The sequence below is a fragment of the Streptomyces colonosanans genome, from assembly GCF_001866645.1.
Classification (GTDB): Bacteria; Actinomycetota; Actinomycetes; order Streptomycetales; family Streptomycetaceae; genus Streptomyces; species Streptomyces colonosanans.
In genome coordinates this window covers 34,971-59,569 of record NZ_MLYP01000007.1, presented here as the reverse complement: position 1 = coordinate 59,569, position 24,599 = coordinate 34,971, and the positions used below count along the sequence as shown (strand labels likewise).

Genomic DNA, 24,599 nt, shown 5'->3' with positions numbered 1-24,599 from the left:
TTCTGCTGGGTACTCGCTTGGTTCGCTGGGTATTCGCTGGTCAGGCAGCCGCGACGGCTCCCTGTCCGGGTCCGCGGGCGGCACGGGTCGCTCGCGGGCATCTGCCGCCCGGTGACCGGTCCAGTGTCGGCCGATCAGGAGTTGAGGTAGGTGAGCACGGCCAGAACACGCCGGTGATCCCCGTCACTCGGGGACAGTCCGAGCTTCAGGAAGATGTTGCTGACGTGCTTCTCGACGGCTCCGTCGCTCACCACGAGCTGCCGGGCGACCGCGGAGTTCGTCCGCCCCTCGGCCATCAGTCCCAGGACTTCCCGCTCACGCGGGGTGAGCGCGGCCAGTACGTCCTGCTTGCGGCTGCGGCCGAGCAGCTGCGCCACCACCTCCGGGTCCAGCGCGGTGCCCCCCTGGGCCACCCGCACCACGGCGTCCACGAACTCGCGCACCTCGGCGACCCGGTCCTTGAGCAGATAGCCGACGCCACGACTCGAACCGGCCAGCAGTTCGGTGGCGTACCGCTCCTCGACGTACTGCGACAACACCAGCACACCGAGCCCGGGATGCGCCTTGCGCAGTTGCACCGCGGCCCGGACGCCTTCGTCCGTATGGGTCGGCGGCATCCGCACATCGGCGACGACGACATCGGGCAAGGCGCCGCCGTCGGCCAGCTCGGTGATGGTCTTGATCAGCGCGTCCCCGTCACCGACGCCGGCGACGACGTCATGTCCGCGATCGGTCAGTAGCCGGGTCAGGCCCTCCCTGAGCAGCACTGAATCCTCGGCGATGACCACCCGCACCCTGTCCTCCACGATCCTCGGCCCCCCACAGCCTGTTTCCTGCCCGCACCGGCGTCGCACGCGGGTCGGTTGCCGTCCGTACGACAGCCCCTAGCATCCCAGCAATCGGATCGATGTGCGCCGGCCTTGGGAAGCCCGTGCCGTGACAGGGGGCCCCAGGGCGTATGCGGTCGGGGGGAAAACGGGGATGCGGTCGGGGGCAGGGGGAGGTGGAGGGGGAGACAGGGCGGATGCGGGGCCGCGACTACTACCAGGGCTGGGCGACCGCTACCAGGGCGGCGACTGTGGCTGGGTGCCCGCGCGGGGGCGGGCCGGTGCGGGAGGCGGCTCTCGCCGTGTTCCGGACCTCACGCCCGCCACGGCAGTTCCGCCGTGATCCGGGTGGGTCCCCCCACCGGCGAATCCACGACCAGAACCCCGTCCACCGCGTCGAGCCGCCCCGCCAGACCAGCCAGACCCGACCCGCCGGAGGCGTCCGCACCGCCCACCCCGTCGTCCGTCACCTGGAGCAGCAGCCGGTTCTCCACCCGCCACACATCCACCGTCGCCCGCGACGCCCGCGCGTGCTTGCTGACGTTCTGCAGCAGCTCCGACACCGTGAAGTACGCGATCCCCTCGATCGCCGGCACCGGCCGCGTCGGCAGATCCACCTCCACCTGCACCGGCACGGTGCACCGCGAGGCGACTGCGGACAGCGCCGCGTCCAGTCCCCGGTCCGTCAGTACCGCGGGGTGGATCCCCCGCGCCAGGTCCCGCAGTTCCTGCAGGGCCGTCTTCACCTCGCCGTGGGCCTCGTCCACCATTCGCGCCGCCGCCTGCGGATCCTCCGTCAGCTTCTCCTTGGCCAGCCCCAGATCCATGGCCAGGTTCACCAGCCGCGCCTGCGCCCCGTCGTGCAGATCCCGCTCGATGCGCCGCAGGTCGGCCGCCGCCGTGTCGACGACCACCCCCCGGTCCGACTCCAGCTCCACCACGCGCGTCGCCAGCCGCGACGGCCCGAGCAGCCCGTACACCAGCAGCCGGTCCACCGTCGTCAGCCCCCTGACGATCCACGGCGTGGCCAGCGTGATCAACAGCCCCACCAGTGCGGTCACCGTGATTTCGAACGGGTTGTCGAGGTAGAACTGGTGCGTCTCGTCGCCGTACAGCTGGATCCCGTTCTGACCGCCGTTCAGCGGGAGCGCCCAGAACCACAGCGGATAGGTCAGCAGCGACCACCCGCACGTCCAGAAGACCACCCCCACGACGAACGAGAACACCGCCCACGGGAACTGCACCACCGTGTACAGCATCTGCCGCCACGACGTCCCGCTCTTGAGGATCGCCCCGATCCACGCCATCGGCCCGTCCCCCTTGACCCGCAGGGGCTCCGGAGCGGCCACGTCGAGCCCCAGCAGCCCCCGCGCCCGGGCCCGCTCCAGCGCCGCGAAGCCGCGGCAGCCCGCGAGCGCCGCCGCGAGTACGGGGATTCCCAGGAACGTCACCAGCAGCCCGGCCCCGAGGGAGAACATGGTGACGCTGTACGTGAACATCACGATCCCGATCGGCAGGCTCAGCAGCAGATAGCAGAGCTCACCCCAGCTGCGTGCCTCGATCGGCGCCCGCAGCGCGGCCGGAAGCCGGTGCGGCCTCCCCCCGGCGCCCTGGGATCCAGGGTCGCCCCACTCTCCGTACCCCTGCCCGTACTGCGTGGCCATCGGCGTCGTCCGTTCCCTCGTCGTCCAGCCCGACCTGGTCGGCCTTGTAGCTCCACCCTGCTGTCCGCGCGCCCGCCCGACCATGGAGCGGGTCGGCGTCTTGGCACGGGGGTTATCCCCACCCCGCGCACATCCGGCGCCCACGGAAGCAAGCCCCGGGTACGCCGAGGCGGCCGTACGACGCGCGTACGACCGCTCCCGCAGTGCCCACAGCCCGCCGCGCGACCTACTGCTTTCGCGCCTGGTCCTCCGGGCCCCGCCAGGGCAGCTCCGCCGTGACGGTCGTCGGGCCGCCCAGCGGCGAGTCGATGACGAACAGGCCGTCGACCGCGCCCAGCCGCTCCGCGAGTCCCGCCATGCCGGTGCCGCCGTCCAGGCGTGCGCCGCCGCGGCCGTCGTCCCGCACCTGGATGAGCAGCCGTTCCTCGCTCCGCCACACGTCGACGGAGGCGGACCTGGCGCCGCTGTGCTTGCTGATGTTCTGCAGCAGCTCGGAGACCGTGAAGTAGGAGATGCCCTCGATCGCGGCGGCAGGCCGCACGGCCAGGTCCACGGTCACCTTCACCGGCACGGTGCAGCGCGAGGCGACCGACGACAGCGCGGCGTCCAGGCCGCGGTCGGTGAGGACCGCGGGATGGATCCCCCGTGCGAGGTCCCGCAGCTCCTGCAGCGCCAGCTTCACCTCGCCATGCGCCTCATCGACCATGGCCGCCGCCGAGTCGGGGTCCTCCAGCAGCTTCTCCTTGGCCAGCCCGAGCCCCATCGCCAGGTTCACCAGCCGGGCCTGCGCCCCGTCGTGCAGATCGCGTTCGATGCGCCGCAGATCGGCCGCCGCAGTGTCCACGACCACCCCGCGGTCGGACTCCAGCTCGCGGATGCGCCGCTCCAGCTCGTCGGAGGGGGACAGCAGGCCGCGCACCATGGCCCGGTCCACGTTCGCCAGCCCGCGCGCGAGGAACGGCAGGATGGGCCACAGGACGAACAGCGACACCAACGTCACCGTGAAGGTCAGGATCCCCCAGGGCAGCCGGATGAACTGGTACAGGCACGTCCGCCAGCCCACCGGGTCCTTCAACGCCAGCCACACCCGCTGAAAGATCCCGCCGCCCCTGCGCAACGGCAGTGGGCTCGGCTCCTCCACCCGCACCCCGAGCAGCGCCCTGGCCCGCGCCCGCTCCAGCTTGCCCAGCTGCCGCGTGCCCAGCAGACCCAAAGCCAGCGCCGGGAAGCCGATCACGGTCACCGTCAGCCCGGCACCCACGGACAGCGCCGTGACCACGTAGACGAACCCGACCAGCGCCGCCGGCAGATTCGCGAGGAGGTGCGCGATCTCCCGCCAGGTGTGGTTGTTCAGGGCAAGACGTGGGGGCGGCGGACGCTCGCCGTCCAGCGCGCCGGGGCTCGTGATGTGTTCGGTCATATCTGCCGGCCTCGTTCGGTCATGCCCGCAAGCCTGCCGTGCGTCGCGCCGCGATGCCATGAGGCGGACCGCCGAGGTTCACTGGGGGAAACCCCACCCTCGTGTGACGGGCTGCTTACCCTTTCTTTAGCAGGGCCTAGACTCCCGTGCGTACAGATCGTCGAATACAAGGTTCACCAAGGTCGCGAGGTCAGGGAGCGAGGAGCTGACGTGCCGGATCCGACCGCCGTTGCTGTCATGGCGGAGACCGGGAGCGCGAGGACCGCCGGAAACGCCGGGACCGTCGTCGCGGCGGGCTACTTCCACTCCTACTCCGTCGTCGGGTTGCTCGCTGTCGTCGGCGTGCTCTTCGTCGCCGTCGCCTTCGGCGCGAGCCGCCTGCTGCGCCCCATGGTGCCCACCCCCGAGAAAATCCTGACGTACGAGTGCGGAGTCGACCCCGTCGGTGAGGGCTGGGCCCACACCCAGGTCCGCTACTACGTGTACGCGTTCCTGTACGTGATCTTCGCGGTCGACTCGATCTTCCTCTTCCCCTGGGCGACGGTCTTCGCCGATCCCCGCTACGGCGCGACCACGCTCGTGGAGATGTTCGTCTTCCTCGGCTTCCTGGCCGTGGGACTGCTGTACGCATACAAGAAGGGCGTCCTGTCATGGACGTGAACCCCTCGACTCCTTTGACCTCCCCGTCTTCCGAGCCGGTGTCCCTGCCGGCGCCTGGGGGGCTTCCCGCCGAAGGCAGGGGGAGGCTGGGTACGCTCGCACGCCTTGCCCCCGAGCCGATGAAGGTGGTCCTGAACTGGGGCCGCCGCTACTCGCTGTGGGTCTTCAACTTCGGCCTCGCCTGCTGCGCGATCGAGTTCATCGCCGCGTCGATGGCACGCCACGACTTCATCCGCCTCGGCGTGATCCCCTTCGCGCCCGGCCCGCGCCAGGCCGATCTGATGGTCGTCTCCGGCACCGTCACCGACAAGATGGCCCCGGCCGTCAAACGCCTGTACGAGCAGATGCCCGAGCCGAAGTATGTGATCTCCTTCGGCGCCTGCTCGAACTGCGGTGGCCCGTACTGGGACTCGTACTCCGTCACGAAGGGTGTCGACCAGATCATCCCGGTGGACGTCTACGTCCCCGGCTGCCCGCCGCGGCCCGAGGCGCTCCTCCAGGGCATCCTCAAGCTCCAGGAGAAGATCGCGCGCGAGTCGCTGGGGAAGCGGTACGGGGCATCGCGGCCGTCGGCCGCGGCCCTGCAGAGCGGTCTGGTCCGGCCGCCGTCCGCGGCCTCGGGCCCGGAGACGGGCTCGGCCGCTGGGGAGGGGCGATGACCGCGGTCGGCTGGCTGCCCGCACCCGCCCAGGACCTCTTCGGACCCGAGGCCACGGCCGAGGAGGCGTATGACGTCCTGACGGTCGACGTGCCGCCGACGGGCTGGATCGAGGCGCTGCGCGTCGCGCGCGACGAACTGGGCTGCACCTACTTCGACTGGCTCAGCGCCGTCGACGAACCGGGCACGGGCCTGCGCGTCTCGGCCCATGTCGTGGCGCTGTCCCCGGTCCGCCGCCTTCTCGTCCGCACGACCGTCCCGCACGAGGCACCTGTTCTGCCCTCCGCCGTGGCGGTCTACGCGGGCGCCGCCTGGCACGAACGCGAGACCCACGAAATGTTCGGCGTGACCTTCGAGGGCCACCCGGCGCTGGACCACCTGCTGCTGCCCGAGGGCTTCGAGGGCCACCCCCTGCGCAAGGACTTCGTCCTGGCCGCCCGGGTCGCCAAGGCCTGGCCCGGCGCGAAGGAGCCCGGCGAGTCCGATCACGGCGGCCCCAAGCGCCGCCAGATGCTGCCGCCAGGTGTCCCCGACCCGAACGAGTGGGGCCCCCTGAAGGGCCAGCTTCCCCCGGCTCCCGCCCGCCCGGCCCGAGCCGCGGGGCGGGCGGCGGGCGACCGTCCGGTAAGCCGCACCCGCACGGCGGCGCAGGGCTCGGCGAGCCAGGCCCCGGCCGACGCCGAGGCCACGACGGCGCCGGTTGCACCGCGTCGTGCGCGGAGTGCGTCGCAGGGCTCGGTTTCGCAGCGCGGCGCGGAGGGCGGCGCAGTGCCGGCGGCTTCTCCCGCGTCGGGTCCGCGTCGCGCACGGAGTGCGTCGCAGGGCTCCGCCTCGCAACGCGGCGGGGGTGGTGAGCCAGCGGCTGCTCCCGCGGCCCCGGCCGGTCCCCGTCGTGCGCGCAGCGCTTCCGAGGGCTCCGCCTCGCAACGGGCGGATGCGTCGGCAGCCCAGGGCGCGGCCCCCGAGCCCCCTGTCGCGCCGCGCAGTTCGGACGCCCCCTGGCACCATGCCCGCCCGGCCTTCGACGAGTCCGAGCCCGAGTCCGTCGCCCAAGAACCGCCGACCGAGGCGGACGCGGAGGCGGACGGCGAGGACCAGGCGGCTGCCGTGCCCGGTACGGCCGACGGCAAAGCCGGCTCGGGCGACGCCCGGCCCCCGAAGCCTCCGGCCCCCGAAGCACCCCACACCCCCGACGACCCCTCCGGAGGCACGCAGTGAACGGCGCTCTCGACGTCGTCCTGCGGCTCCTCGCCGTGTTCGTCGTCTTCCTCACCTTCCCGCTGATTGTCGGCCAGACCGAACACAAGGTCATGGCCCATATGCAGGGCCGCCTCGGTCCGATGTACGCCGGCGGCTTCCACGGCTGGGCCCAGCTCATCGCCGACGGCGTCAAGTTCGCGCAGAAGGAGGACATCGTTCCGGCGGGCGCGGACCGACGCATCTTCCAGCTGGCCCCCGCCGTCGCCCTCCTCCCGTACCTCCTCGTCCTCCTCGCCATCCCGATCGGCCCGAGCGAGGGCGCCGTCGGCCAGGCCGTCGACGCGGGCATCTTCTTCGTCCTGGCCGTCATGGGCGTCGGCGTCCTCGGTTCGCTCATGGCCGGCTGGGCCTCCGCCAACAAGTTCTCCCTCCTCGGTGGCCTGCGCACCGCGGCTCAGCTCCTCGCCTACGAACTCCCCATGCTGCTCGCCGCCGCCTCGGTGGCGATGGCGGCCGGCACCGTCTCGCTGCCCGGCATCCTCAACGCCTTCCAGTGGTGGTGGCTGCCCTGGCAGATCGTCGGCGCGATCGTCTTCTTCGTCGCAGGCCTCGCCGAACTGCAGCGCCCGCCCTTCGACATGCCCGTCGCCGACTCGGAGATCATCTTCGGCGCCTACACCGAGTACACCGGCCTCCGCTTCGCCCTGTTCCTGCTTGCCGAGTACGCCGGAATCATCGTCCTGTGCGGTCTGACCACCGTCCTCTTCCTGGGCGGCTGGCACGGCCCCTGGGGTGCCGACGGCCTCGGCTGGCTGTGGACGCTCCTGAAGACCGCGATCCTCGCCTTCGTCGTCATCTGGCTGCGCGTGACCTACCCCCGCCTGCGCGAGGACCAGCTCCAGAAACTCTCCTGGACCCTCCTCGTCCCCCTCGCCCTCGCCCAGATCGCCCTCACCGGCATCGTCAAGGTGGTGATCTCCTGATGTCCCGCCCGACGCCCGACCAGCGCCCCTCGACGGCACCCTCCGAGCGGCCCCGCTTGTCGATTCCCGGCTCCGGCCTCGCCAAGGGCCTGGCCGTCACCCTCCGCACGATGACGAAGAAGTCCGTCACCGAGCAGTACCCCGACGTCCAGCCCGCGCTCCCGCCGCGCAGCCGCGGCGTCATCGGACTCTTCGAGGAGAACTGCACGGTCTGCATGCTGTGCGCCCGGGAGTGCCCGGACTGGTGCATCTACATCGACTCCCACAAGGAGACGGTCCCGGCCGCCACCCCTGGCGGGCGCGAGCGCAGCCGCAACGTTCTCGACCGCTTCGCCATCGACTTCTCCCTCTGCATGTACTGCGGCATCTGCATCGAGGTCTGCCCCTTCGACGCCCTGTTCTGGTCCCCGGAGTTCGAGTACGCCGAGACCGACATCCGCGATCTCACCCACGAACGCGACAAGCTCCGCGAGTGGATGTGGACGGTTCCCGCCCCGCCCGCCCTGGACCCCGGCGCGGAGGAACCCAAGGAGATCGCCGCCGCCCGCAAGACCGCCGAGAAGCTCGCCGCAGCCCGGACCGAACCGACCGAGGCCCCCGCCGATCCACAGGAAGGAGAGTCGTGAACCCCGCCTCCGCCGCGCTGGCCACGGCCGCCGCCGGCACACACGGCTTCCTCTCCCCGACCGGCGTCGAGATCGCCTTCCTCCTCGTCGGTGTCGTCACCTTCGGCGCCGCGCTCGTCACCGTCTCCACCAAACAGCTGGTGCACGCCGCCCTGTGGCTCGTGGCGACCCTCGGCGGCCTCGCCGTCGAGTACCTCCTGCTCACCGCCGAGTTCATCGCCTGGGTGCAGGTCCTCATCTACGTCGGTTCCGTCGTCGTCCTCCTCCTGTTCGGCCTGATGCTCACCAAGGCCCCCATCGGCCGCTCCCCGGACGCCGACTCCGGCAACCGCTGGGCCGCCCTCACCGTGGCCATAGCCGCCGCGGCCGCCCTGGTCTGGGTGGTGGTCGACGCCTTCCGCACGACCTGGATCGACCTGAGCGGCCCCGCGTCCGGCTCCACGGAGGTCACCGGCGCGAGCCTGTTCCAGCACTGGGTCCTCCCCTTCGAGGCGCTCTCCGTCCTCCTCCTCGCCGCCCTGGTCGGCGCGATCGTCCTCTCCCGCAAGGCCAAGGCGGACGCGGCGGCCACCGCGGCGAGCACCCCGACCGTCCCGGGCAGCCGGAGCGAGAAGGAAGGTGTCCGCTGATGCACCTCGCCTATCCCGCCGTGCTCTCCGCCCTGCTCTTCTGCACGGGCCTGTACGGCGTCCTCGCCCGCCGCAACGCGGTCCTCGTCCTGATGTCGGTCGAGCTGATGCTCAACGCCGTCAACCTCAACCTCGTCGCCTTCGACGTCTGGCTGAGCAGGACCGCCCGCGAGACGCTGCACTCCGGCCAGGCCCTGACCCTGTTCACGATCGCCATCGCGGCCGCCGAGATCGGCATCGGCCTGGCCATCGTCCTGGCTGTCTACCGCAACCGCGGTACCTCGGACATCGACAGGCTCCGCGACACCGCCGAGGGCCACGAAGACGACACCCCTGCGGCTGAGAAGGCTGAGGCCACCGCGTGACCACGACCACCCTCGCCGTCCTCGTCCCCCTTCTTCCGTTCCTCGGCGCCGCGGCCGGCCTGCTGCTCGGCCGCACGGCCCCCGGCTTCGTCCGCCCGCTCGCCGTCCTGCCGACCCTCACCTCACTCGTGCTGGCGGTGCTGGTCGCCGCACGCCAGGGTGGCGGCCGGGCCCTCGACTCGGCCACCGAGCTGACGCCCACCGGCTCGGTCCCCATCGAGCTCGCCCTGCACATCGACGGCTTCGCCGCCCTCGTCGCCATCCTGGTCGGCGTCGTCGCCACCTGCGTGCAGATCTACTCAACGGGCTATCTGCGCGACGACCCGCGCTACCCCTCCTACGCCGCTCTCGTCTCCCTGTTCAGCTCCGCCATGCTCCTGGTCGTCTACTCCGGCGACCTGATCGTGCTGCTGGTCGGCTGGGAAGTCATGGGCATCTGCTCCTACTTCCTGGTCGGCCACTACTGGGAGACCCCCGAGGCCCGCGCCGCCTCCATCAAGGCCTTCCTGGTCACCAAGCTCGGCGACGTCCCCTTCCTCATCGGCCTGTTCGCGCTCGCCACCGACGCCGGCTCCTTCCGCATCACGACGGTCCTCGGCACCGTCGCGAGCGGCGGACTGCACCACCCGACCCTGATCGCCCTGCTGCTCCTGGCCGGCGTAGCGGGCAAGTCGGCACAGTTCCCGCTGCACACCTGGCTTCCCGACGCGATGGCGGGCCCCACCCCCGTCTCCGCGCTGATCCACGCCGCGACGATGGTCGCCGCCGGCGTCTACTTCATCGCCCGTCTCCTCCCGGTCTTCGAGGCCTCCTCGGCCGCGATGGTGGTCCTTGCCGTCATGGCCGCCGTGACCATGGCGGGCTCGGCGCTCGCGGCACTCGCCCAGGACGACATCAAGCGCGTCCTCGCCTATTCGACGATCGGCCAGCTCGGCTACATGACCGGTGCCCTCGCCGTCGGCGACCGCGGTGCCGCCGTCTTTCACCTCCTGTCCCACGGCGCCTTCAAGGCGCTGCTCTTCCTCGCCGCCGGTGTGATCATCCACGCCGCCGGCACCAACTCGCTGGCCGCCATGTCCCGCATGAAGGACCTGCGCGCCCGCGTCCCCGACGCCTACTGGACGATGACCGTGGCGCTCCTCGCGCTCGCCGCGATCCCGCCGTTCGCCGGCTTCTTCTCCAAGGAGTCCGTCCTCGGTGCCGCCGAGCACGTCGCCACCGGCCACACCGAGCACGCTCCCGGCGCCGCGGGCTGGATCGTCCTCGTCGCCGGCCTGGTCACGGCACTGATCACCGCCGGGTACGCGACCCGTCTGTGGCTGCTCGCATTCCGCGGCCGCGGCGCCGAGGCTCCCGACCACGGCAGGCAGCCCCTCGTCATGAACGCCGTGCTCTGGGTGCTCGCCGTCCCCTCACTGGCGTTCGGGCTCACCTACCGCGTCCTGCCGGACTGGTTCGGCGGAAGCGACCTGACGCCGACGCTCACCACCTCCGTCCTCGGCACAGGCTTCGCCCTGGTCGGCGGCCTTGTCACGTACGGTGCCTGGCAGCACACCACCGCGCTCGCGGCCCGCGCTCCCCTGGGAGCGGTGGCGGCCCACCCCGAGGCGGACGCCGGACTGGTCGAGGCCGAGGCCATCGCGAGCCGCGCGCCCGCGTACGGCGATGTGGCCTACGCGCCCGACCCCGGTGACCCGGGACGCCTCCTGCTCGGCCCGCTGCACCGCCATGCGGCCCTCGGCTTCCACCTGGACGCCGTGTACGACGCGCTCTTCGTCCGCCCGGTCAGGGCCGGAGCGAGCCTCGTCCGGTTCCTGGACCGCGAGGTCGTCGAGACCTACGTGCACGGCGCGAGTGCCCTACCCCGCCTGCTCGGCGCCGCCGTACGGCGCGCCCAGACCGGCAACGTGCAGACCTATGTGAGCGCGCTGCTCGCCGGCACCGTCGTCCTGGCGGTGGCCGCCCTCCTCGTCGCCACGGGAGTGTGAGCCGGCGTGATCGATATCAGTGAGTCCGTGATGCAGATCCTTCTGGCATTCATCGTCGTCGTGCCGCTCATCGGCGCGCTCGCCGCCCTCCTGCCGGCCCCGCCCGGACTGAAGGGGAAGTCGCCCGAGCAGGCCGTGCTGCGGCACGGCGTGACGGTCACCGGCGCCGTGCTCATCGCGGCGATCGTCCTCGCGCTCGGCTTCGACCACGCCCACCCGTCGACGATGCAGGCCACGACCGACATCAGCTGGATCCCTGCGCTCGACGTGCGGATCCACCTGGGCATCGACGGCATCTCCCTCCCCCTCCTGCTCCTGACCGCGCTGCTGACCTTCCTCTGCGCGCTCTTCTCGTACTTCAAGCTGCCTTCGGGCCCGTCGCCGAAGGCCTTCGTCGCCCTGCTGCTCGTCCTCGAGTCCGGCACCCTCGCGACCTTCGCCGTCCTCGACCTGCTGCTGTTCTTCCTCGCGTTCGAGATGGTCCTCATCCCGATGTACTTCCTCATCGCCGGCTGGGGCGGTGCGGGAAGGACCCGGGCCGCCTGGAGGTTCATCCTCTTCACGCTGCTCGGCTCCGTCGTCATGCTGCTCGGCCTGCTCCTGATCGGAATCAAGGCGGGCACGTTCGACATGGTGGCACTCGCCACTGACAACGGCCGGTCACTCACCGCATCCGTGCAGGTCATCGCCGTTTTGGCGATCGGGATCGGACTCGCGGTCAAGGCGCCGATGTGGCCGCTGCACAGCTGGCTGCCCGACGCCCACACCTCCGCACCGACCGTCGGCTCGGTCCTGCTGGCCGGGGTCCTGCTGAAGATGGGTACGTACGGGTTCGTTCGGATCATCCTGCCGGTTGCTCCCCACGGCTTCCACACCTTCGCGCCGTACCTCGCCGCCTTCGCCGTCGTCGGGATCATCTACGGGTCCCTCGCCTGTCTCGCCCTCGCCAAACAGGGCGCCAAGGGCGACCTCAAGCGGCTGATCGCCTACTCCTCCGTCGGCCACATGGGCTTCGTGCTCCTCGGCATCGCGACGACGACCCCGACCGGCGTCAACGGCGCGCTGTTCGCCAACATCGCCCACGGCCTCATCACCGGTCTCCTCTTCTTCCTGGTCGGCGCGCTGAAGGACCGCACCGGCACAACCGACCTCGACACCCTGTCCGAGAAGACCGGCGCCGCCCTCTACAGCAAGGCCCCCCGCCTTGGCGGCCTGCTCGCCTTCGGCGCCGTCGCCTCACTCGGTCTGCCGGGACTCGCCGGGTTCTGGGGCGAAATGCTCGCGCTGTTCGGCGCGTTCAAGCCCGCCGCGGACCTCAGCCGCCCGGCCTTCCTCACGTTCATGGCGATCGCCGCCTTCGGCACCCTGCTCACCGCCGCCTACATGCTCGTCGTGGTCCGCCGTGTCTGCATGGGAGCCGTCCCGCAGGAGGCCCCGAAACTGGCCGACGTCCACATGTACGAATTCGCGGCCTGGACGCCGCTCGTCGCCCTCACCGTCGCCGCCGGCCTGTGGCCGAAGGCCCTCCTCGGCCTGACCGACCCGGCCGTGCAGCAGCTCCTGGCAGGAGGCACCCGATGAGCTCCCTCGTCCAGTCCGTCGACTGGCTGGCGATCGCGCCGCCCACCCTCGCAGCGGTCGTCGGACTCGTCGTCCTCGTCGCCGACCTCTTCCTCACCGAGCAGCGCAAGCCCCTCCTGGGCTGGGTCTCCATCGCGGGACTGGCCGCCGCGATGTTCATGCTGCTGCCCCTACTGAACGGCGACCGTGCCACCTTCTGCCTGAAGGGGGACCCGCACGTCTGCAGCTACACGGCGGACCGTTTCACCCTCGTCATCCAGTTCCTCGTCCTCGTCGGCGCCCTTCTCGCCGCCCTCCTGTCGGTCACCGCGCTCAAGGACGCCAAGAAGGAAGTCCCTGAAGGCGAGTTCTGGTTCCTGCTGCTCTCCAGTGCGGCCGGCGCGGCCCTGCTGCCCGCCTCCCGCGACCTGGCGACCCTCATCGTCGCCCTGGAAGTAGCCTCCCTGCCCGCGTTCGCCCTCGTCGGCATCCGGTACGGCGACAAGAGGTCCTCCGAAGCCGCCCTGAAGTTCTTCCTGTCCTCCGTCACCGCGACCGCCGTGAGCCTCATGGGCGTCAGCTTCGTGTACGCCTCCACGGGCACCCTGCACCTCACCCGGATCGCCGACCGTATCCAGCACGTGGACGGCCAGCTCCACACGCTCGCCCAGGCGGGCGTCGTCCTCACCCTCGTGGGCTTCGCCTTCAAGACGGCGGCGGTCCCGTTCCACTTCTGGGTGCCCGACACCTACGTGGGTGCGCCCCTCCCGGTCGCCGCCTATCTGTCGGTCGTCGGCAAGGCGGTCGGCTTCTCCGGCCTGATCCTCGTCACTGTCGTCGCCCTCCCGTCGTACTCCGACGTCTGGGGCCCGGCACTCGCCGCGCTGGCCGCCCTCACCATGACCGTCGGCAATGTCGGCGCGCTCCGCCAGCAGGCCACGCGCGCGTACAGCGCGGTACGCCTGCTCGCCTGGTCCTCCGTAGGCCAGGCCGGCTACCTGCTGGTGCCGATCGCCGCGGCTGCCTACTCCAAGGACGCCCAGAAGTCGATCGGCTCCACCGTGGCGTACGCCCTGATGTACGCGGCGGTGAACCTCGGAGCCTTCGCCGTGGCCGCCCTCGTGGGCCGTACGAGGGCCCACAACCGCATCACCGACTATCGCGGCCTGTACGCGTCCAACCCTCTGGCCGCCCTGCTCCTGGCCTTCTTCCTGCTCTGCCTCGCGGGCCTCCCGCCGGGCGTCATCGGCCTCTTCGCGAAGGTCACCGTCTTCTCCGCGGCCGTCGACGCCGGCCTCGGCTGGCTCGCCGTGGTCATGGCCGTGAACGTGGTGATCGCGCTCTTCTACTACCTCCAGTGGACGGCCCTGCTCTTCCGCGCCCCCGAAGGCGAGCCCGAGAAGCACCGCGCCCCGGCCCCGCTCACGGCCGCCATCGCCCTGACCGCCGTCCTGGGCATCGCCCTCTCCGGGGCGCCCCAGCTGGTGCTCCGCTTCTCGGCCATCGGCCTCTTCTGACGGGCGCCGTCACGCGCGCGTGCACATGAGACAAGCGCACGCGCGCGTGAGGCGATGCCGGCGCATCACCCGGACGGGTCACAGGCTGCGGCCCGCGCACAAGGGAACTTGCGCTCCCCGCCTGGCGTTGACCAGTACGGGAGGGTCCACTGAGAAGTGGAGTCAACAGCATTCACAGGCAAAGGGTTCCCCTGCCGCACCACTTGGAGGGCGTACCGTGCACCGCCGGCACAACGGACTCAGGACCGCAGTACTCCTCGGGGGACTGTCCGCCCTCATCATCGTCATCGGTAGCTTCTTCGGCCGTACAGGCCTGGTGGTCGCGGTGCTCATCGCGATCGGCACGAACGCGTACGCGTACTGGAACAGCGACAAGCTCGCGCTGCGCGCGATGCGCGCGCGCCCAGTCAGCGAGTTCGAGGCACCCGCGCTGTACCGCATGGTCCGCGAGCTCTCCAACCAGGCAAGGCAGCCCATGCCTCGCCTGTACATCTCGCCGACGGAGGCACCGAACGCGTTCGCGACGGGACGCAACCCTCGCAATGCGGCCGTGTGCTGCACCGAGGGCATTCTCCGCATCCTCGACGAGCGCGAGCTGCGCGGCGTCATCGGGCACGAACTGAGCCATGTCTACAACCGCGACATCCTGATCTCGTCGGTCGCCGGTGCCCTCGCCTCGGTGATCATGTTCCTGGTGAACTTCGCCTGGCTGATGCCGGTCGGCCGCTCGAACGACGACGAGGGCCCCGGCCTCCTCGGCATGCTGCTGATCATGATCCTGGGCCCGCTCGCCGCGACCGTCATCCAGCTCGCCATCAGCCGCTCCAGGGAGTACGAGGCGGACGCCTCCGGCGCCCAGCTGACCGGCGACCCCCTCGCGCTCGCGAGCGCTCTGCGCAAGCTGGAGATGGGCACCAGCCAGCTCCCGCTGCCGCACGAGCCGCGCATCGAGACGGCGAGCCACATGATGATTGCGAACCCCTTCCGGCCGGGCCAGGGGCTCTCCAAGATGTTCTCTACGCACCCGCCGATGGCGGAGCGCATCGCCCGACTCGAGCAGATGGCAGGTCGCCACCAGTGAAGACGATCCTGAACGTGATACGGCTTGGCTGGTCCTGAGCGGTTTCTGGCTTTTCCTGGGCCATTTGTTCGCGGGAGTGCTGCTCTGCATCACGGTTATCGGCATCCCGTTCGGCATCGTTCTTCTGGGTTCAGCATTGCGCTCGGGTCGACGCGCCCTTCGGTGATCATCGACGGTAGTAGCCGAGGTTCGGGGAGAGACCTGCTCCATGTCTGACAGAGCAGCGGTCACGCGGTTCCACGTGTCATCTGCCGTCCAGGCGTTGAAGTGTTTTGAGGCTTGGATCGTGGGGCCGGTGTCTTTGATCATGGGCGCGCAGGGGCCGGGCGTCGACCTGGGCGCCCCAGCGCAAGGCCAGCTCACCCACGGCGAGGCTGTAGGGGTGCACTGGGCTCAGACCACCCCGACACGCTCGTCTCCCGCAACAATCTCGCGGGCGCCTACGGGGCAGCGGGGAAATTCGGCCGGGCTATCCCGCTGTTTGAACAGAACCTGACCGATTGCCTACGCGACTTGGGCGAGGACCACCCCATCACCCGTCTGGGCAGTGCCCGTCTCACCTACCTGAAATGGATCAGCTCCTGATCCGCTTCGACGCGAGAGAGCCCCGGCTCGCCGTGCCGGGGCTCCACTACCGAGAGCTGAATTCAGCGTCCGCCGAACCTTTCCTCAGTTGACACGACCTCGTGGCCCAGCGGCGTAAGGGAGATGGGAATCATCTTGAGGTTTGCCCAGCCGAAGGGGATGCCGATGACCGACAGGAAGAGGGGGATGCTCGTGATCAAGTGCCCCAGCGCCAGCCACCAGCCCGCGAAGACGATCCAGATCACGTTGCCGATGCACGACGGCGCCCCGGCGCCGGGTCGCTCCACAGTGGTGCGGCCGAACGGCCAGAGTACGAACCCGGCGATGCGCAGCGACGCAATGCCGAACGGGATGGTGACGATGAAGATGAAGCAGATCAGCGCAGCGATCAGGTAACCGATCGCCATCCAGAGGCCGCAGAAGACGAGCCACAGGATGTTGAGCAGGAAGTTGAGCAGCTTCATGATCGCTACCTCTCCGGTTGGTCCGTCGGCACTGCCTGCCACCACAAGTATCAACTGGTCATGCGTTCAGACGGAACCTCAACGGCCTTGTAGCGTGATCGGGAACGTTCCGAGACGATCCCGTTCGGCATTGCGTCGCTGCGCATCGCCGGGTTCGTACTCTGGCCGTTCGGCCGCACCACTGTGGAGCGGCCCGGCGCCGGGGCGCCGTCCTGCATCGGCAACTTACTGTGGCTGGTCCTGGCCGGCTGGCGGCTGGCCATCGCCCACATCGTCACGGGCATCGCCCTGTGCATCACGATCACCGGCATCCCGTTCGGCATCGCCGGCTTCGAACTCATCCCGGTCTCGCTGCTTCCGCTGGGGCGTGAAATCGTGCCTACGAAGCAGCCGTTCGCGACACGCTGACGAGAGGCCCGGCCGGGGCGGGACCGCCGCTATACCTCCGGAACCATCGGGGGCTCGTGCGACGTGGCGCATGTACGGGAGGCGCGGCCCGAACCCTGCGGTGCCCACCTCTTCAGAACGACGCGTCGACATCCGCCGCGGGAGGGATCCGAGGGTTGTCCACAGGCCGCCCGACTGTCAGTGGCGCCCTGCATCATGAACCCATGACCGACACCGAGCAGTTGCTGGAAAGGGTGGCGGAGCAGGCCCGCAACACCCGCCCCTGGGGCTGGCCTTCGCTCCCGGAGCCCGTGGACGACGCCGTGCTCGCCCGCGCCGAGGCGGCTCTGGGCTTCTCCCTGCCGCCGCTGCTCGCCGCGCTGTATCTGCGGGCAGGAGACGGCGGATTCGGCCCGGAGTACGGTCTGTTGCCCCTGCTCGACAGCCCACCGGCCGGCGAACCGGCCGCCGTCCCGCAGTACCTCGCGAATCGCGAGAGCGCCCGCAAGGACCCCGCCTGGCCCTGGCCCGAGGGCGTTCTGCCGATATCCCACTGGGGCTGCGGAATGTACGCGTGCGTGGACTGCCACACCCCGCGCGGCGCGGTCCTGCTCTATGACCCCAACGTCGACGAAGCCGACCACGCCTGGTACGTGGACGCCCCGGGTCTCGCGCAATGGCTTCAGACCTGGCTCGACGGCACAGGCTGGTACGAGGAGACCGACGACGGCACGGACCTGGCGCCATGGCCGGACTTCTCGATACGTACGGGTGCCACGCGGGCGTCGTGAAGGGCATCTGCGCGCGGCGGCGGCAGTGCGGGAAGAGGCGTGAGGTGTGCTCGTGCGGCGGTGGCTGCGCCGAGCGCACGGCACGGACTGCCGGACACCGACGGGTGGCCCGGATACGCCCGGACGACTACCGCGCGGCACCCCACCGCCGTATGCCGTACGCCGCCGCCCCCACAGCCAGCACAATCGCCCCCACTCCCACCGACACCCCTGGCAACGCGAACGCCAGCGTGACGCACCCGAGGAGTCCGACAGCCGGTACAACGCGCGATGACGGCGCCGGATTCAGCGTCCAGGCGGATGCGTTGGCGATCGCGTAGTAGGCCAGCACCCCGAAGGAGGAGAAACCGATCGCGCCCCGCACGTCCACCGTCGCGGCAAGCGCGGCCACCACGGCACCCACGGCCATCTCGGCCCGGTACGGCACCTGGAAGCGCGGGTGCACGGCGGCCAGGGCACCCGGCAGGTGCCGGTCGCGCGCCATGGCCAGCATGGTCCGTGAGACGCCCAGGACGAGCGCCAGCAGCGAGCCCAGGGCCGCCACCGCAGCGCCCCCCCGCACCACCGGCGCGAGACCGGGCACGCCCGCCGCCCGTACCGCGTCGGCCAGCGGCGCCGCCGCACCCCCCAGCCCGTCCGCGCCCAGCACGGAAAGGGCCGCGAGGGCCACCGCGGCGTACACCACCAGCGCGATGCCCAGGGCCAGCGGGATCGCACGCGGGATGGTGCGCGCCGGATCCCGTACCTCCTCGCCGAGGGTGGCGATCCGCGCGTACCCGGCGAACGCGAAGAAGAGCAGCCCGGCCGCCTGCAACACCCCGCCGGCGCTGGCGCCTCCGACGGACAGTCGTGAGGCATCGGCGGCCCCGGACCCGAGACACACGACCACCACGGAAGCGAGGACAGCCAGGACCACCGCCACGATCACTCGTGTCAACAGGGCCGACTTCTGCACGCCGCCGTAGTTCACGGCGGTCAGCGCCACCACGGCCGCGACCGCCACCGCGTGTGCCTGCCCGGGCCAGACGTACGCCCCCACGGTGAGCGCCATCGCCGCGCAGGAGGCGGTCTTCCCGACGACGAACGACCAGCCCGCCAGATACCCCCAGAACGTTCCGAGCCGCTCGCGCCCGTACACGTACGTACCGCCCGAGGCCGGGTACAGGGCGGCCAGCCGAGCCGCGGAGGTCGCATTGCAGTAGGCGACCACGGCGGCGACCGCGAGGCCGAGCAGCAGCCCGGATCCGGCCGCGTGCGCCGCGGGGGCCAGGGCCGCGAAGATGCCGGCACCGACCATGGAACCGAGCCCGGTGACGACGGCGTCCCCGACCCCCAGGGTGCGGCGCAATCCCACGTCACCGGGCCGATGCGCCCCGGACTGTGTCATGGGACCGAACCTTACTGATCCTCGGCAACCGGTGGCTGTCGCCGAGGCGTCCTTCCCGATGACGACCCAGCCGTTCGAAACGCAGGTGCGAGCGCGACCGGTGGCATCGGGCGGCGGCGTCGACGCATGAACACAGCCTGGCCTGAGCAGGAGCACAGCGCAGGCAGAGCGCGGAGAGGCGGGTTCAAGGCATGGGAATTGTCGGCTGGATCATTCTGGGGCTGTTGGCAGGGGCCATCGCCAAGTTCCTGCTGCCGGGCAAGGACCCCGGCGGCTTCATCGGTACGACCCTCATCGGCATCGCGGGTGCCTTCATCGGCGGCTGGATCTCCGCCCGCTGGCTGCACCACCCGATCACGAAGCAGTTCTACGACGGCGCGACCTGGCTGGCCGCGATCGGAGGCTCGCTCGTGCTGTTGATCCTCTACCGCGTCCTGTTCGGTGACTCACGTCGCTGAAGGCCCCTCGAAGCCGCAGCCGGCAGCAGAGAAGGGTGGTCACCCCGTGCGCTGGGGTGACCACCCTTCCTCGTACGGTCACCGAACCGCCGAAAGTTCTACCGGTAGTTCACGAACTGCAGCGCGAAGTCGAAGTCCTTGCCCTTCAGGAGGGCGATCACGGCCTGCAGGTCGTCGCGGCTCTTCGAGGTGACGCGCAGCTCGTCGCCCTGCACCTGCGCCTTGATGCCCTTCGGGCCCTCATCGCGGATGATCTTCGCCACCTTCTTCGCGTTCTCCTGGGAGATGCCCTCCTCGATCGAGGCGAAGATCTTGTACTCCTTGCCGGAGAGCTGCGGCTCACCGGCATCCAGCGACTTCAGGGAGATCCCGCGCTTGATCAGCTTCGACTGGAAGACGTCGAGGATGGCCTTCACTCGGTCCTCGGAGTTGGCCTGCATCAGGATCTTGTCGCCGGACCAGGCGATCGAGGCGCCGACGTTCTTGAAGTCGTAGCGCTGAGAGATCTCCTTGGCGGCCTGGTTGAGGGCGTTGTCGACCTCCTGCCGCTCGACCTTCGAGACGATGTCGAAACTGGAGTCGGCCATGTCCTGTGGCTCCTTGTATCGGGATGGATCGGGATGCGTATCGGCGTGCGGGAGAGCGGCCGCCCGGCCCGGCGTGGATCCCGGGCCGCATCCGCATAAGCCTAGCCATCCCTCGCCCGTCGGGGCGTTGATCTATCGGGTGGCGAAGCACCCCTACGCATCAGGTATCGTTTACGTCGTTGCCAGGGAGCACCGCAGAAACGCGGCCTCCTCGACAACAACTTGGCGGTGTGCCCGAGCGGCCAAAGGGAGCAGACTGTAAATCTGCCGGCTCAGCCTTCCTAGGTTCGAATCCTAGCGCCGCCACACGGAAACGAAGGGCCCGTGACCTGCTGTTTCAGCAGGTCACGGGCCCTTCGTCATGTACCCCTGTGATCGAGGGACTGTCTTACTCTGTCTCGCGTTCGAACGTCTCGTCTCGGGGTGCGTGGACGGCGTACGGACGGGATTTTCGGCTGCTCAGCCGTGCTGTCCCAGGCGGGCTGAGATCTTGGCGTTCGCAGCCTCAGCCACCAACTGAGGTTCGACTCCGGACCTGAGCCAAGTGGACCGAACTCGCTTCGTGCCTCCCGAGTCCGACGAACCTCACGTGGTGTACGCGGCGGCGATCCTGCGGCCGTGATCGCGGCACTAGCTGTATTGCCCTGTGAGGTTGGGGACGCGGCTGGCGGGTGGTTTGCCTGCGAGCGCGGTGTGTCCGCGGTGGTGATTGTAGGTGTGCAGCCAGTCGCTGAAGGCGGCGCGACGTTCGGCCTCGGAGCGGTAGGGGCGTGCGTAGGCCCATTCGTCGAGCAGGGTCCGGTTGAGGCGTTCGACTTTGCCGTTGGTCTGGGGTCGGTAGGGCCGGGTTCGTTTGTGGGTGATCCCGGCCTGCGTCAGCGTTTCCCGCCAGGCGTGGGACTTGTAGCAGGCGCCGTTGTCGGTGAGGACGCGTTCGACGGTGATCCCGCACGAGGTGAAGTAGGCGTGGGCCCGGGTCCAGAAGGCGGTGGCGGTTTCCTTCTTCTCGTCGGTGAGGATCTCGCTGTAGGCGAGGCGGGAGTGGTCGTCGACGGCGGTGTGGATGTAGCTGTAGCCGGCGTTCGAGCGGTTCTTGCGGCCTGCGGGGCGGCCGAGGGCCTTGTGACCGCCGCCGTCGGGGATGTTGCCGAGTTTCTTGATGTCGACGTGGACCAGCTCGCCGGGCCTTTCGCGTTCGTAGCGGCGTATGACCTGGCCGGTGGCCCGGTCCAGATGGGTCAGGCGGGCCAGGCCGGAGCGGGTCAGCACGCGGTGCACGGTCGAGGGGGCCAGGCCCAGGAAGTGGGCGATGCGGGCCGGGCCCCACCGGCGCAGGAGCCGGACTTTGACGATTCGGCGCTCGGTGCGGGTCGGGGTGCGGCGCGGACTCGTGTGCGGGCGGGAGGACCGGTCGCACATCCCGGTCTCGCCGAACTGCCGGTAGCGGTCGGCCCATTGCTGGGCCGTGGTGGGCGAGACCTGGAAGCGCTCGGCGGCCCGGCGCAGGGGCCAGCCGTCCTCGACCACGCAACGGGCCAGACGCAGGCGACCGGTCTCGGTCAGGGGTGCATTACGGTGGGGCACGAGGGCCTTTCGGTTGGTGTAGACGTCGCAATCCACACCGAGCCAGAAGGCCCTCACCCATTTCAAGACCAGTCAGCCGTGAGCCCTGTCACCGTCTACAACCTCCCCGGACAGAACAACTAGAGCGTGTCTGACGGGTCGCGTCATGCAGACCGTCCCCACCCTCAGAGCTGCCATCGCTCCGCCGTCCGTCCCGCCTTCCCAGTCGGCCGCGAAGGCCTTGGGCGGGCAGGGTCAGCGGCCCCGCTCCCGACAGCCATGTCACCTGAATGGCGCACCAAGACGTGCCACCCACATGGGCGAAGCTCAAGCTGGCTAGTGCCCCAACCGAGGTAATCCGTGAAAGGGGAACCAAATGCGCATTCGACGAATTCTCGCCGCCGTCATCGCCTCGGCAGCCCTCGCCGGACTTGGCCTCACAGGCGCCGCCACCGCCACCGCCGCCACCGCAAAGGGTGCCCCATCCTACGTCACCCCTGATCAGTGCAGGCAGGGCGGCGGAGAGCCCCGGATCGACTTGCCGGGCAACCCCTGCAGGGGCGGCACGTACGACGGGGAGACGGTCGACTAAGCCCCACAAGGCGCCCCGCAGCCACGCGCTGCGGGGCGCTCCCGCGCGAGCGTAGCCGGGAGAGTCGCAGGGACTGTGCCGACCCGTCGGACACGCCCTGGACGCCAGCCGATCCCGGCCTCAGTCTGAGGCCGGTTGACGCGTGGCAAGTCGATGGAGTCCACGCAGCAACAAGGTTCCGCCCGAACGCGAGGGCGACGCTTCCGGGAGCATCGTGGGGCACGTGTGGGGCACGTGTGGGGCACGGAGCGGCGCACTGCGGGAACTGACGCCAGCCCTGTTGCCGACGGGGTACCTCCCGTCGGGTGATCCACGCTGGCCCTCCAGGTCCTGCGCAACGAGATCGGCGACAAGGACTTCTTCGCGATTCTGAAGGGCTGGCCGACCGTGAACGCCGGCGGCAATGCCAGCGTCGCCGACTTCATCGCGTACGCCGAGAAGGTCTCGGGCAGGGACCTCGGGGCGCTCTTCGACACCTGGCTGTTCACCCCGTCAAAGCCTGCCTCACCGGCCGCTGCCCGGGCGGGCATCTCCGCGAGCGCGGCGAAGGAGCGGGTGCAGCCCAAGTCGTGGAAGAAGATCGCCGAGACGAACACCATCCATGACCACGGTGACCGCCACGGGGGCGGTCACTGACCGTCCGCTGGTTCAGACGGCGCGTGAGGCCCGATGTCGTGCCCGGGCCTCACGCGCCGGCGGCAGGTAGCGCAGCCGCTCGGGAAGGCCTGAGCATGCGCTACAGCTTCGGCGTGGTCGAAGGCGAGATCGATGAGAGCACGGTCACCTGGAACCTCGCCTCCACGGCCCTCGGCAAGGGTCTCGCCGAGTCCGACGCGATTTTGCAACCTTTGTCGCACGGCAGGATCACCGTCCGCTCGTTGGCGCCGATGGAGGCGCCCATCGCGCGCCGCTGCTCGGCAGTCGGCGCCTGCCCGGCGGCGGGCACCTTGCCGATGACCAAGAAGGACCCGTCGCCCAGCTCAAAGACGTCGGGGCGCTTGGTGTAGCCGGTCGACCCGCGCTCGGCGGTGGTGGATCCGATGCGGCGCATGGTGCTCCTTGCCGTGGCAGGATCGGAGCTATGGGCACCGAGACGGACTGGGTGTACCGGGTGTTCGAGCCGCACGGCTCGGAGGGATGGCGCCCCTACGGCAGCGACCTCGAACGGTGGCGGGGCACGATCACCGCCGACGATTCGAGCGAGGGCCCCCAGTACGCCCTTTCCCTCGTCGTCGCCGACCTGATGACCGAGTGGAAGGTGCGCGGCCTACACCGGGCGAAGCACGTGCGGGTCTACCTCTGGCGCGACGAGGAGGGCGACCAGGAGGACGCCGACGCCATCGTGGAGGTCCGGCCGAGCATCCACGCTGAGTTACCGGCGAGAGACCGGATCCGCGCACCGGCGGGACACCGGCCCAGGGGGCGAGCGATTGATGGATCAAGGGACGAGCAGGGGGCGCTTGTCACTGTGGGTGAGCTCGATATCACCACCGCACCCTCGGCCCTGGACACGGCGGGTCGTGCGCTCGCAGCCCATCCTCAGATCGCGTTCGCCGCCGCGACATCCGGACCAAGCAATGTGATCACGGTGGCCATGACCCGCGACATCGCGGACCTCTATACGCATCTCAGCGGGAGACTGGGGCAGTTGGAGGGCGCTCAGCACGTCAGGACGGCGCCGTTCCTTCGGCGGGTCAAGCAGCTGACATTCCAGCCGATGCACTGAACCAGGCCTCCCTCCCGCCTGATCAGGCGCTGACCGAATACATCCGGTACGCGGGTGATGCTCCGCCTTGCGATGTTCCCCCACTGCCTGAAGGGCGGGGGAGGTGTCCCCAGCACCGGACGCCGCGAGCTTTCCGGCAAACCTTTCCGGTCACAGCACTAGCCGCGGCGGCCCAGACGTGCGCCGAAGCCGTAGTACAGGCCGAGCAGCACGCCGCCCACCGTGGCGACGATGCCCGTCGCCGAGCCGGTGCCGAAGGACGCCGTCAGGACGATCGCCGCGGCGTACAGGCTCGGCAGCCACCAGTTGAACCGGGCTCGCGTGGTGGGTCGCTGGTCCATGTCTACTCCCCCTCGGTGCAGATGGCCGGCGCAACCGGCGTCACGTAGGTGATCTTTCCAGTTCGTTCGGATCTCCGGAACGGCTTCGGCAAAGTCCGCTCACCGTGCGGCAGTTCGGACAGGAGGGCGCGCCGGTCATTCCTGACCCTGCGCGGCGAGTTGCGGACCGGCGAGCCGGGCGAACAGCCCGTCCGTCTCGGTCAGCAACCCCTCGTACGGGTCCTGCTGCGCGACGCGGCCCGGGTCCGTCACGACGATGCGGTCCGCGTCGAGCACCGTCGACAGTCGGTGCGCGGTGACGAGACGGGCGGCTTCGAGTCGGCGGGTGGACTCCGCGACCAGGCCCTGCGTCGGGTTGTCGAGCGCGCTGGTCGCCTTGTCGAAGAAGACGAGGCGCGGCCGCGCGACGAGCGCGCGGGCGATCACCAGCCGCTGGCGCCGGCCGCCGGAGAGTGTGTTGGTGCCCCCCCGATGAGCAGGCAAGGGCACCACGGGCGGCCAGTTCGCCGCCAGTGATGCCTACCGTGAGTTCTTGGACGA

Annotated in this window: 27 protein-coding genes, 1 tRNA gene and 2 pseudogenes; 20 read left to right on the top strand and 10 right to left on the bottom strand. The window is 70.1% G+C overall.

Annotated elements, in window-relative coordinates; translation table 11 throughout:
- Positions 1-134 precede the first annotated feature (134 nt).
- From BIV24_RS03250 to BIV24_RS03240, 3 genes are all read right to left on the bottom strand, one after another.
- Complete coding sequence (locus BIV24_RS03250) at positions 135-794, bottom strand: LuxR C-terminal-related transcriptional regulator (protein WP_281247688.1); 660 nt, start codon at positions 792-794, stop codon at positions 135-137.
- Positions 795-1,141: 347 nt separating this feature from the next.
- Positions 1,142-2,491, bottom strand: a complete 1,350-nt coding sequence (locus tag BIV24_RS03245) for a sensor histidine kinase (RefSeq protein WP_071364585.1) — start codon at positions 2,489-2,491, stop codon at positions 1,142-1,144.
- 226 nt (positions 2,492-2,717) lie between these two features.
- Positions 2,718-3,911, bottom strand: a complete 1,194-nt coding sequence (locus BIV24_RS03240; protein ID WP_071364584.1) for a sensor histidine kinase — start codon at positions 3,909-3,911, stop codon at positions 2,718-2,720.
- 237 nt (positions 3,912-4,148) lie between these two features.
- Here BIV24_RS03240 and BIV24_RS03235 point away from each other — a divergent pair, with 237 nt between their 5' ends.
- From BIV24_RS03235 to BIV24_RS35940, 13 genes and pseudogenes are all read left to right on the top strand, one after another.
- The gene (locus BIV24_RS03235) at positions 4,149-4,571 is read left to right on the top strand and encodes an NADH-quinone oxidoreductase subunit A (protein ID WP_071364583.1); all 423 of its coding nucleotides are present in this window, start codon (positions 4,149-4,151) and stop codon (positions 4,569-4,571) included.
- Positions 4,562-5,230, top strand: coding sequence for an NADH-quinone oxidoreductase subunit B (locus BIV24_RS03230; protein WP_071364582.1), 669 nt, complete (start codon positions 4,562-4,564; stop codon positions 5,228-5,230). Before BIV24_RS03235 ends, BIV24_RS03230 begins: the two co-directional genes overlap by 10 nt.
- Positions 5,227-6,447: an NADH-quinone oxidoreductase subunit C gene (locus tag BIV24_RS03225; protein ID WP_071364581.1), complete on the top strand. Its 1,221-nt coding sequence runs from the start codon at positions 5,227-5,229 to the stop codon at positions 6,445-6,447. The genes BIV24_RS03230 and BIV24_RS03225 overlap by 4 nt, the downstream gene beginning before the upstream one ends.
- Entirely contained in the window at positions 6,444-7,412 is a 969-nt protein-coding gene (locus BIV24_RS03220) for a complex I subunit 1/NuoH family protein (RefSeq protein ID WP_071364580.1), read from the top strand. The genes BIV24_RS03225 and BIV24_RS03220 overlap by 4 nt, the downstream gene beginning before the upstream one ends.
- Before the next feature lie 110 nt (positions 7,413-7,522).
- The gene (locus BIV24_RS03215) at positions 7,523-8,038 is read left to right on the top strand and encodes a 4Fe-4S binding protein (protein ID WP_071364684.1); all 516 of its coding nucleotides are present in this window, start codon (positions 7,523-7,525) and stop codon (positions 8,036-8,038) included.
- On the top strand, positions 8,035-8,667 hold the full coding sequence (locus tag BIV24_RS03210; RefSeq protein ID WP_079167968.1) for an NADH-quinone oxidoreductase subunit J family protein: 633 nt from the start codon (positions 8,035-8,037) through the stop codon (positions 8,665-8,667). Before BIV24_RS03215 ends, BIV24_RS03210 begins: the two co-directional genes overlap by 4 nt.
- Complete coding sequence (gene nuoK, locus BIV24_RS03205; protein WP_071364579.1) at positions 8,667-9,032, top strand: NADH-quinone oxidoreductase subunit NuoK; 366 nt, start codon at positions 8,667-8,669, stop codon at positions 9,030-9,032. Before BIV24_RS03210 ends, nuoK begins: the two co-directional genes overlap by 1 nt.
- Positions 9,029-11,020, top strand: a complete 1,992-nt coding sequence (locus BIV24_RS03200; protein WP_071364578.1) for an NADH-quinone oxidoreductase subunit 5 family protein — start codon at positions 9,029-9,031, stop codon at positions 11,018-11,020. Before nuoK ends, BIV24_RS03200 begins: the two co-directional genes overlap by 4 nt.
- Positions 11,021-11,026: 6 nt before the next feature.
- Positions 11,027-12,601: a complex I subunit 4 family protein gene (locus BIV24_RS03195; protein ID WP_071364577.1), complete on the top strand. Its 1,575-nt coding sequence runs from the start codon at positions 11,027-11,029 to the stop codon at positions 12,599-12,601.
- Positions 12,598-14,097: an NADH-quinone oxidoreductase subunit N gene (locus BIV24_RS03190; protein WP_071364576.1), complete on the top strand. Its 1,500-nt coding sequence runs from the start codon at positions 12,598-12,600 to the stop codon at positions 14,095-14,097. Before BIV24_RS03195 ends, BIV24_RS03190 begins: the two co-directional genes overlap by 4 nt.
- A 217-nt stretch (positions 14,098-14,314) precedes the next feature.
- Entirely contained in the window at positions 14,315-15,178 is an 864-nt protein-coding gene (htpX, locus tag BIV24_RS03185) for a zinc metalloprotease HtpX (protein ID WP_071364575.1), read from the top strand.
- Positions 15,175-15,338, top strand: a pseudogene (locus BIV24_RS35945) (YccF domain-containing protein); the annotation flags it as partial. The gene htpX and the pseudogene BIV24_RS35945, both read left to right, overlap by 4 nt.
- A 119-nt stretch (positions 15,339-15,457) precedes the next feature.
- A complete protein-coding gene (locus BIV24_RS35940) occupies positions 15,458-15,763 on the top strand; it encodes a tetratricopeptide repeat protein (protein ID WP_079167967.1) in 306 nt (101 codons plus the stop codon).
- Positions 15,764-15,825: 62 nt separating this feature from the next.
- Here BIV24_RS35940 and BIV24_RS03180 read toward each other — a convergent pair whose 3' ends face one another.
- On the bottom strand, positions 15,826-16,227 hold the full coding sequence (locus BIV24_RS03180; RefSeq protein WP_071364574.1) for a YccF domain-containing protein: 402 nt from the start codon (positions 16,225-16,227) through the stop codon (positions 15,826-15,828).
- A 117-nt stretch (positions 16,228-16,344) separates the two neighbouring features.
- On the opposite strand from BIV24_RS03180, the gene BIV24_RS03175 reads away from it, so the two are divergent.
- Both BIV24_RS03175 and BIV24_RS03170 read left to right on the top strand, forming a co-directional pair.
- Positions 16,345-16,635 carry a YccF domain-containing protein gene (locus BIV24_RS03175; protein ID WP_079167966.1) on the top strand — a complete coding sequence of 97 codons (291 nt, stop codon included), beginning with the start codon at positions 16,345-16,347 and terminating at the stop codon, positions 16,633-16,635.
- Between the two features lie 203 nt (positions 16,636-16,838).
- Positions 16,839-17,405 (top strand): SMI1/KNR4 family protein, encoded by a 567-nt coding sequence (locus tag BIV24_RS03170; protein ID WP_071364573.1) that lies wholly within the window; start codon positions 16,839-16,841, stop codon positions 17,403-17,405.
- A gap of 127 nt (positions 17,406-17,532) precedes the next feature.
- On the opposite strand, the gene BIV24_RS03165 is transcribed toward BIV24_RS03170, so the two are convergent.
- Entirely contained in the window at positions 17,533-18,792 is a 1,260-nt protein-coding gene (locus BIV24_RS03165) for an APC family permease (RefSeq protein ID WP_071364572.1), read from the bottom strand.
- Between the two features lie 191 nt (positions 18,793-18,983).
- Between BIV24_RS03165 and BIV24_RS03160 the strand changes: the two genes are divergently transcribed.
- The gene (locus BIV24_RS03160) at positions 18,984-19,250 is read left to right on the top strand and encodes a GlsB/YeaQ/YmgE family stress response membrane protein (protein ID WP_071364571.1); all 267 of its coding nucleotides are present in this window, start codon (positions 18,984-18,986) and stop codon (positions 19,248-19,250) included.
- A gap of 98 nt (positions 19,251-19,348) precedes the next feature.
- Here the strand turns inward: BIV24_RS03160 and BIV24_RS03155 are convergent, their stop codons facing one another.
- Entirely contained in the window at positions 19,349-19,837 is a 489-nt protein-coding gene (locus BIV24_RS03155; RefSeq protein WP_071364570.1) for a YajQ family cyclic di-GMP-binding protein, read from the bottom strand.
- A 224-nt stretch (positions 19,838-20,061) separates the two neighbouring features.
- Here BIV24_RS03155 and BIV24_RS03150 point away from each other — a divergent pair.
- A tRNA-Tyr gene (locus BIV24_RS03150) sits at positions 20,062-20,143 on the top strand.
- A gap of 324 nt (positions 20,144-20,467) precedes the next feature.
- Here BIV24_RS03150 and BIV24_RS03145 read toward each other — a convergent pair.
- The gene (locus BIV24_RS03145; protein ID WP_071364683.1) at positions 20,468-21,421 is read right to left on the bottom strand and encodes an IS481 family transposase; all 954 of its coding nucleotides are present in this window, start codon (positions 21,419-21,421) and stop codon (positions 20,468-20,470) included.
- Between the two features lie 355 nt (positions 21,422-21,776).
- Here BIV24_RS03145 and BIV24_RS03140 point away from each other — a divergent pair, with 355 nt between their 5' ends.
- Positions 21,777-21,992 (top strand): hypothetical protein, encoded by a 216-nt coding sequence (locus tag BIV24_RS03140; protein ID WP_071364569.1) that lies wholly within the window; start codon positions 21,777-21,779, stop codon positions 21,990-21,992.
- Positions 21,993-22,307: 315 nt separating this feature from the next.
- Positions 22,308-22,628, top strand: a pseudogene (locus BIV24_RS03135) (M1 family peptidase); the annotation flags it as partial.
- A gap of 100 nt (positions 22,629-22,728) precedes the next feature.
- Here the strand turns inward: BIV24_RS03135 and BIV24_RS03130 are convergent.
- On the bottom strand, positions 22,729-23,043 hold the full coding sequence (locus BIV24_RS03130) for a hypothetical protein (RefSeq protein ID WP_071364567.1): 315 nt from the start codon (positions 23,041-23,043) through the stop codon (positions 22,729-22,731).
- Positions 23,044-23,073: 30 nt separating this feature from the next.
- Between BIV24_RS03130 and BIV24_RS36165 the strand changes: the two genes are divergently transcribed.
- On the top strand, positions 23,074-23,718 hold the full coding sequence (locus BIV24_RS36165) for an Lrp/AsnC ligand binding domain-containing protein (RefSeq protein ID WP_071364566.1): 645 nt from the start codon (positions 23,074-23,076) through the stop codon (positions 23,716-23,718).
- Positions 23,719-23,876: 158 nt separating this feature from the next.
- Here the strand turns inward: BIV24_RS36165 and BIV24_RS03120 are convergent, their stop codons facing one another.
- Together BIV24_RS03120 and BIV24_RS03115 are read right to left on the bottom strand one after the other, a co-directional pair.
- Entirely contained in the window at positions 23,877-24,059 is a 183-nt protein-coding gene (locus BIV24_RS03120) for a hypothetical protein (RefSeq protein ID WP_071364565.1), read from the bottom strand.
- A 135-nt stretch (positions 24,060-24,194) separates the two neighbouring features.
- A complete protein-coding gene (locus BIV24_RS03115) occupies positions 24,195-24,542 on the bottom strand; it encodes an ATP-binding cassette domain-containing protein (protein WP_425442508.1) in 348 nt (115 codons plus the stop codon).
- Positions 24,543-24,599: the final 57 nt, after the last annotated feature.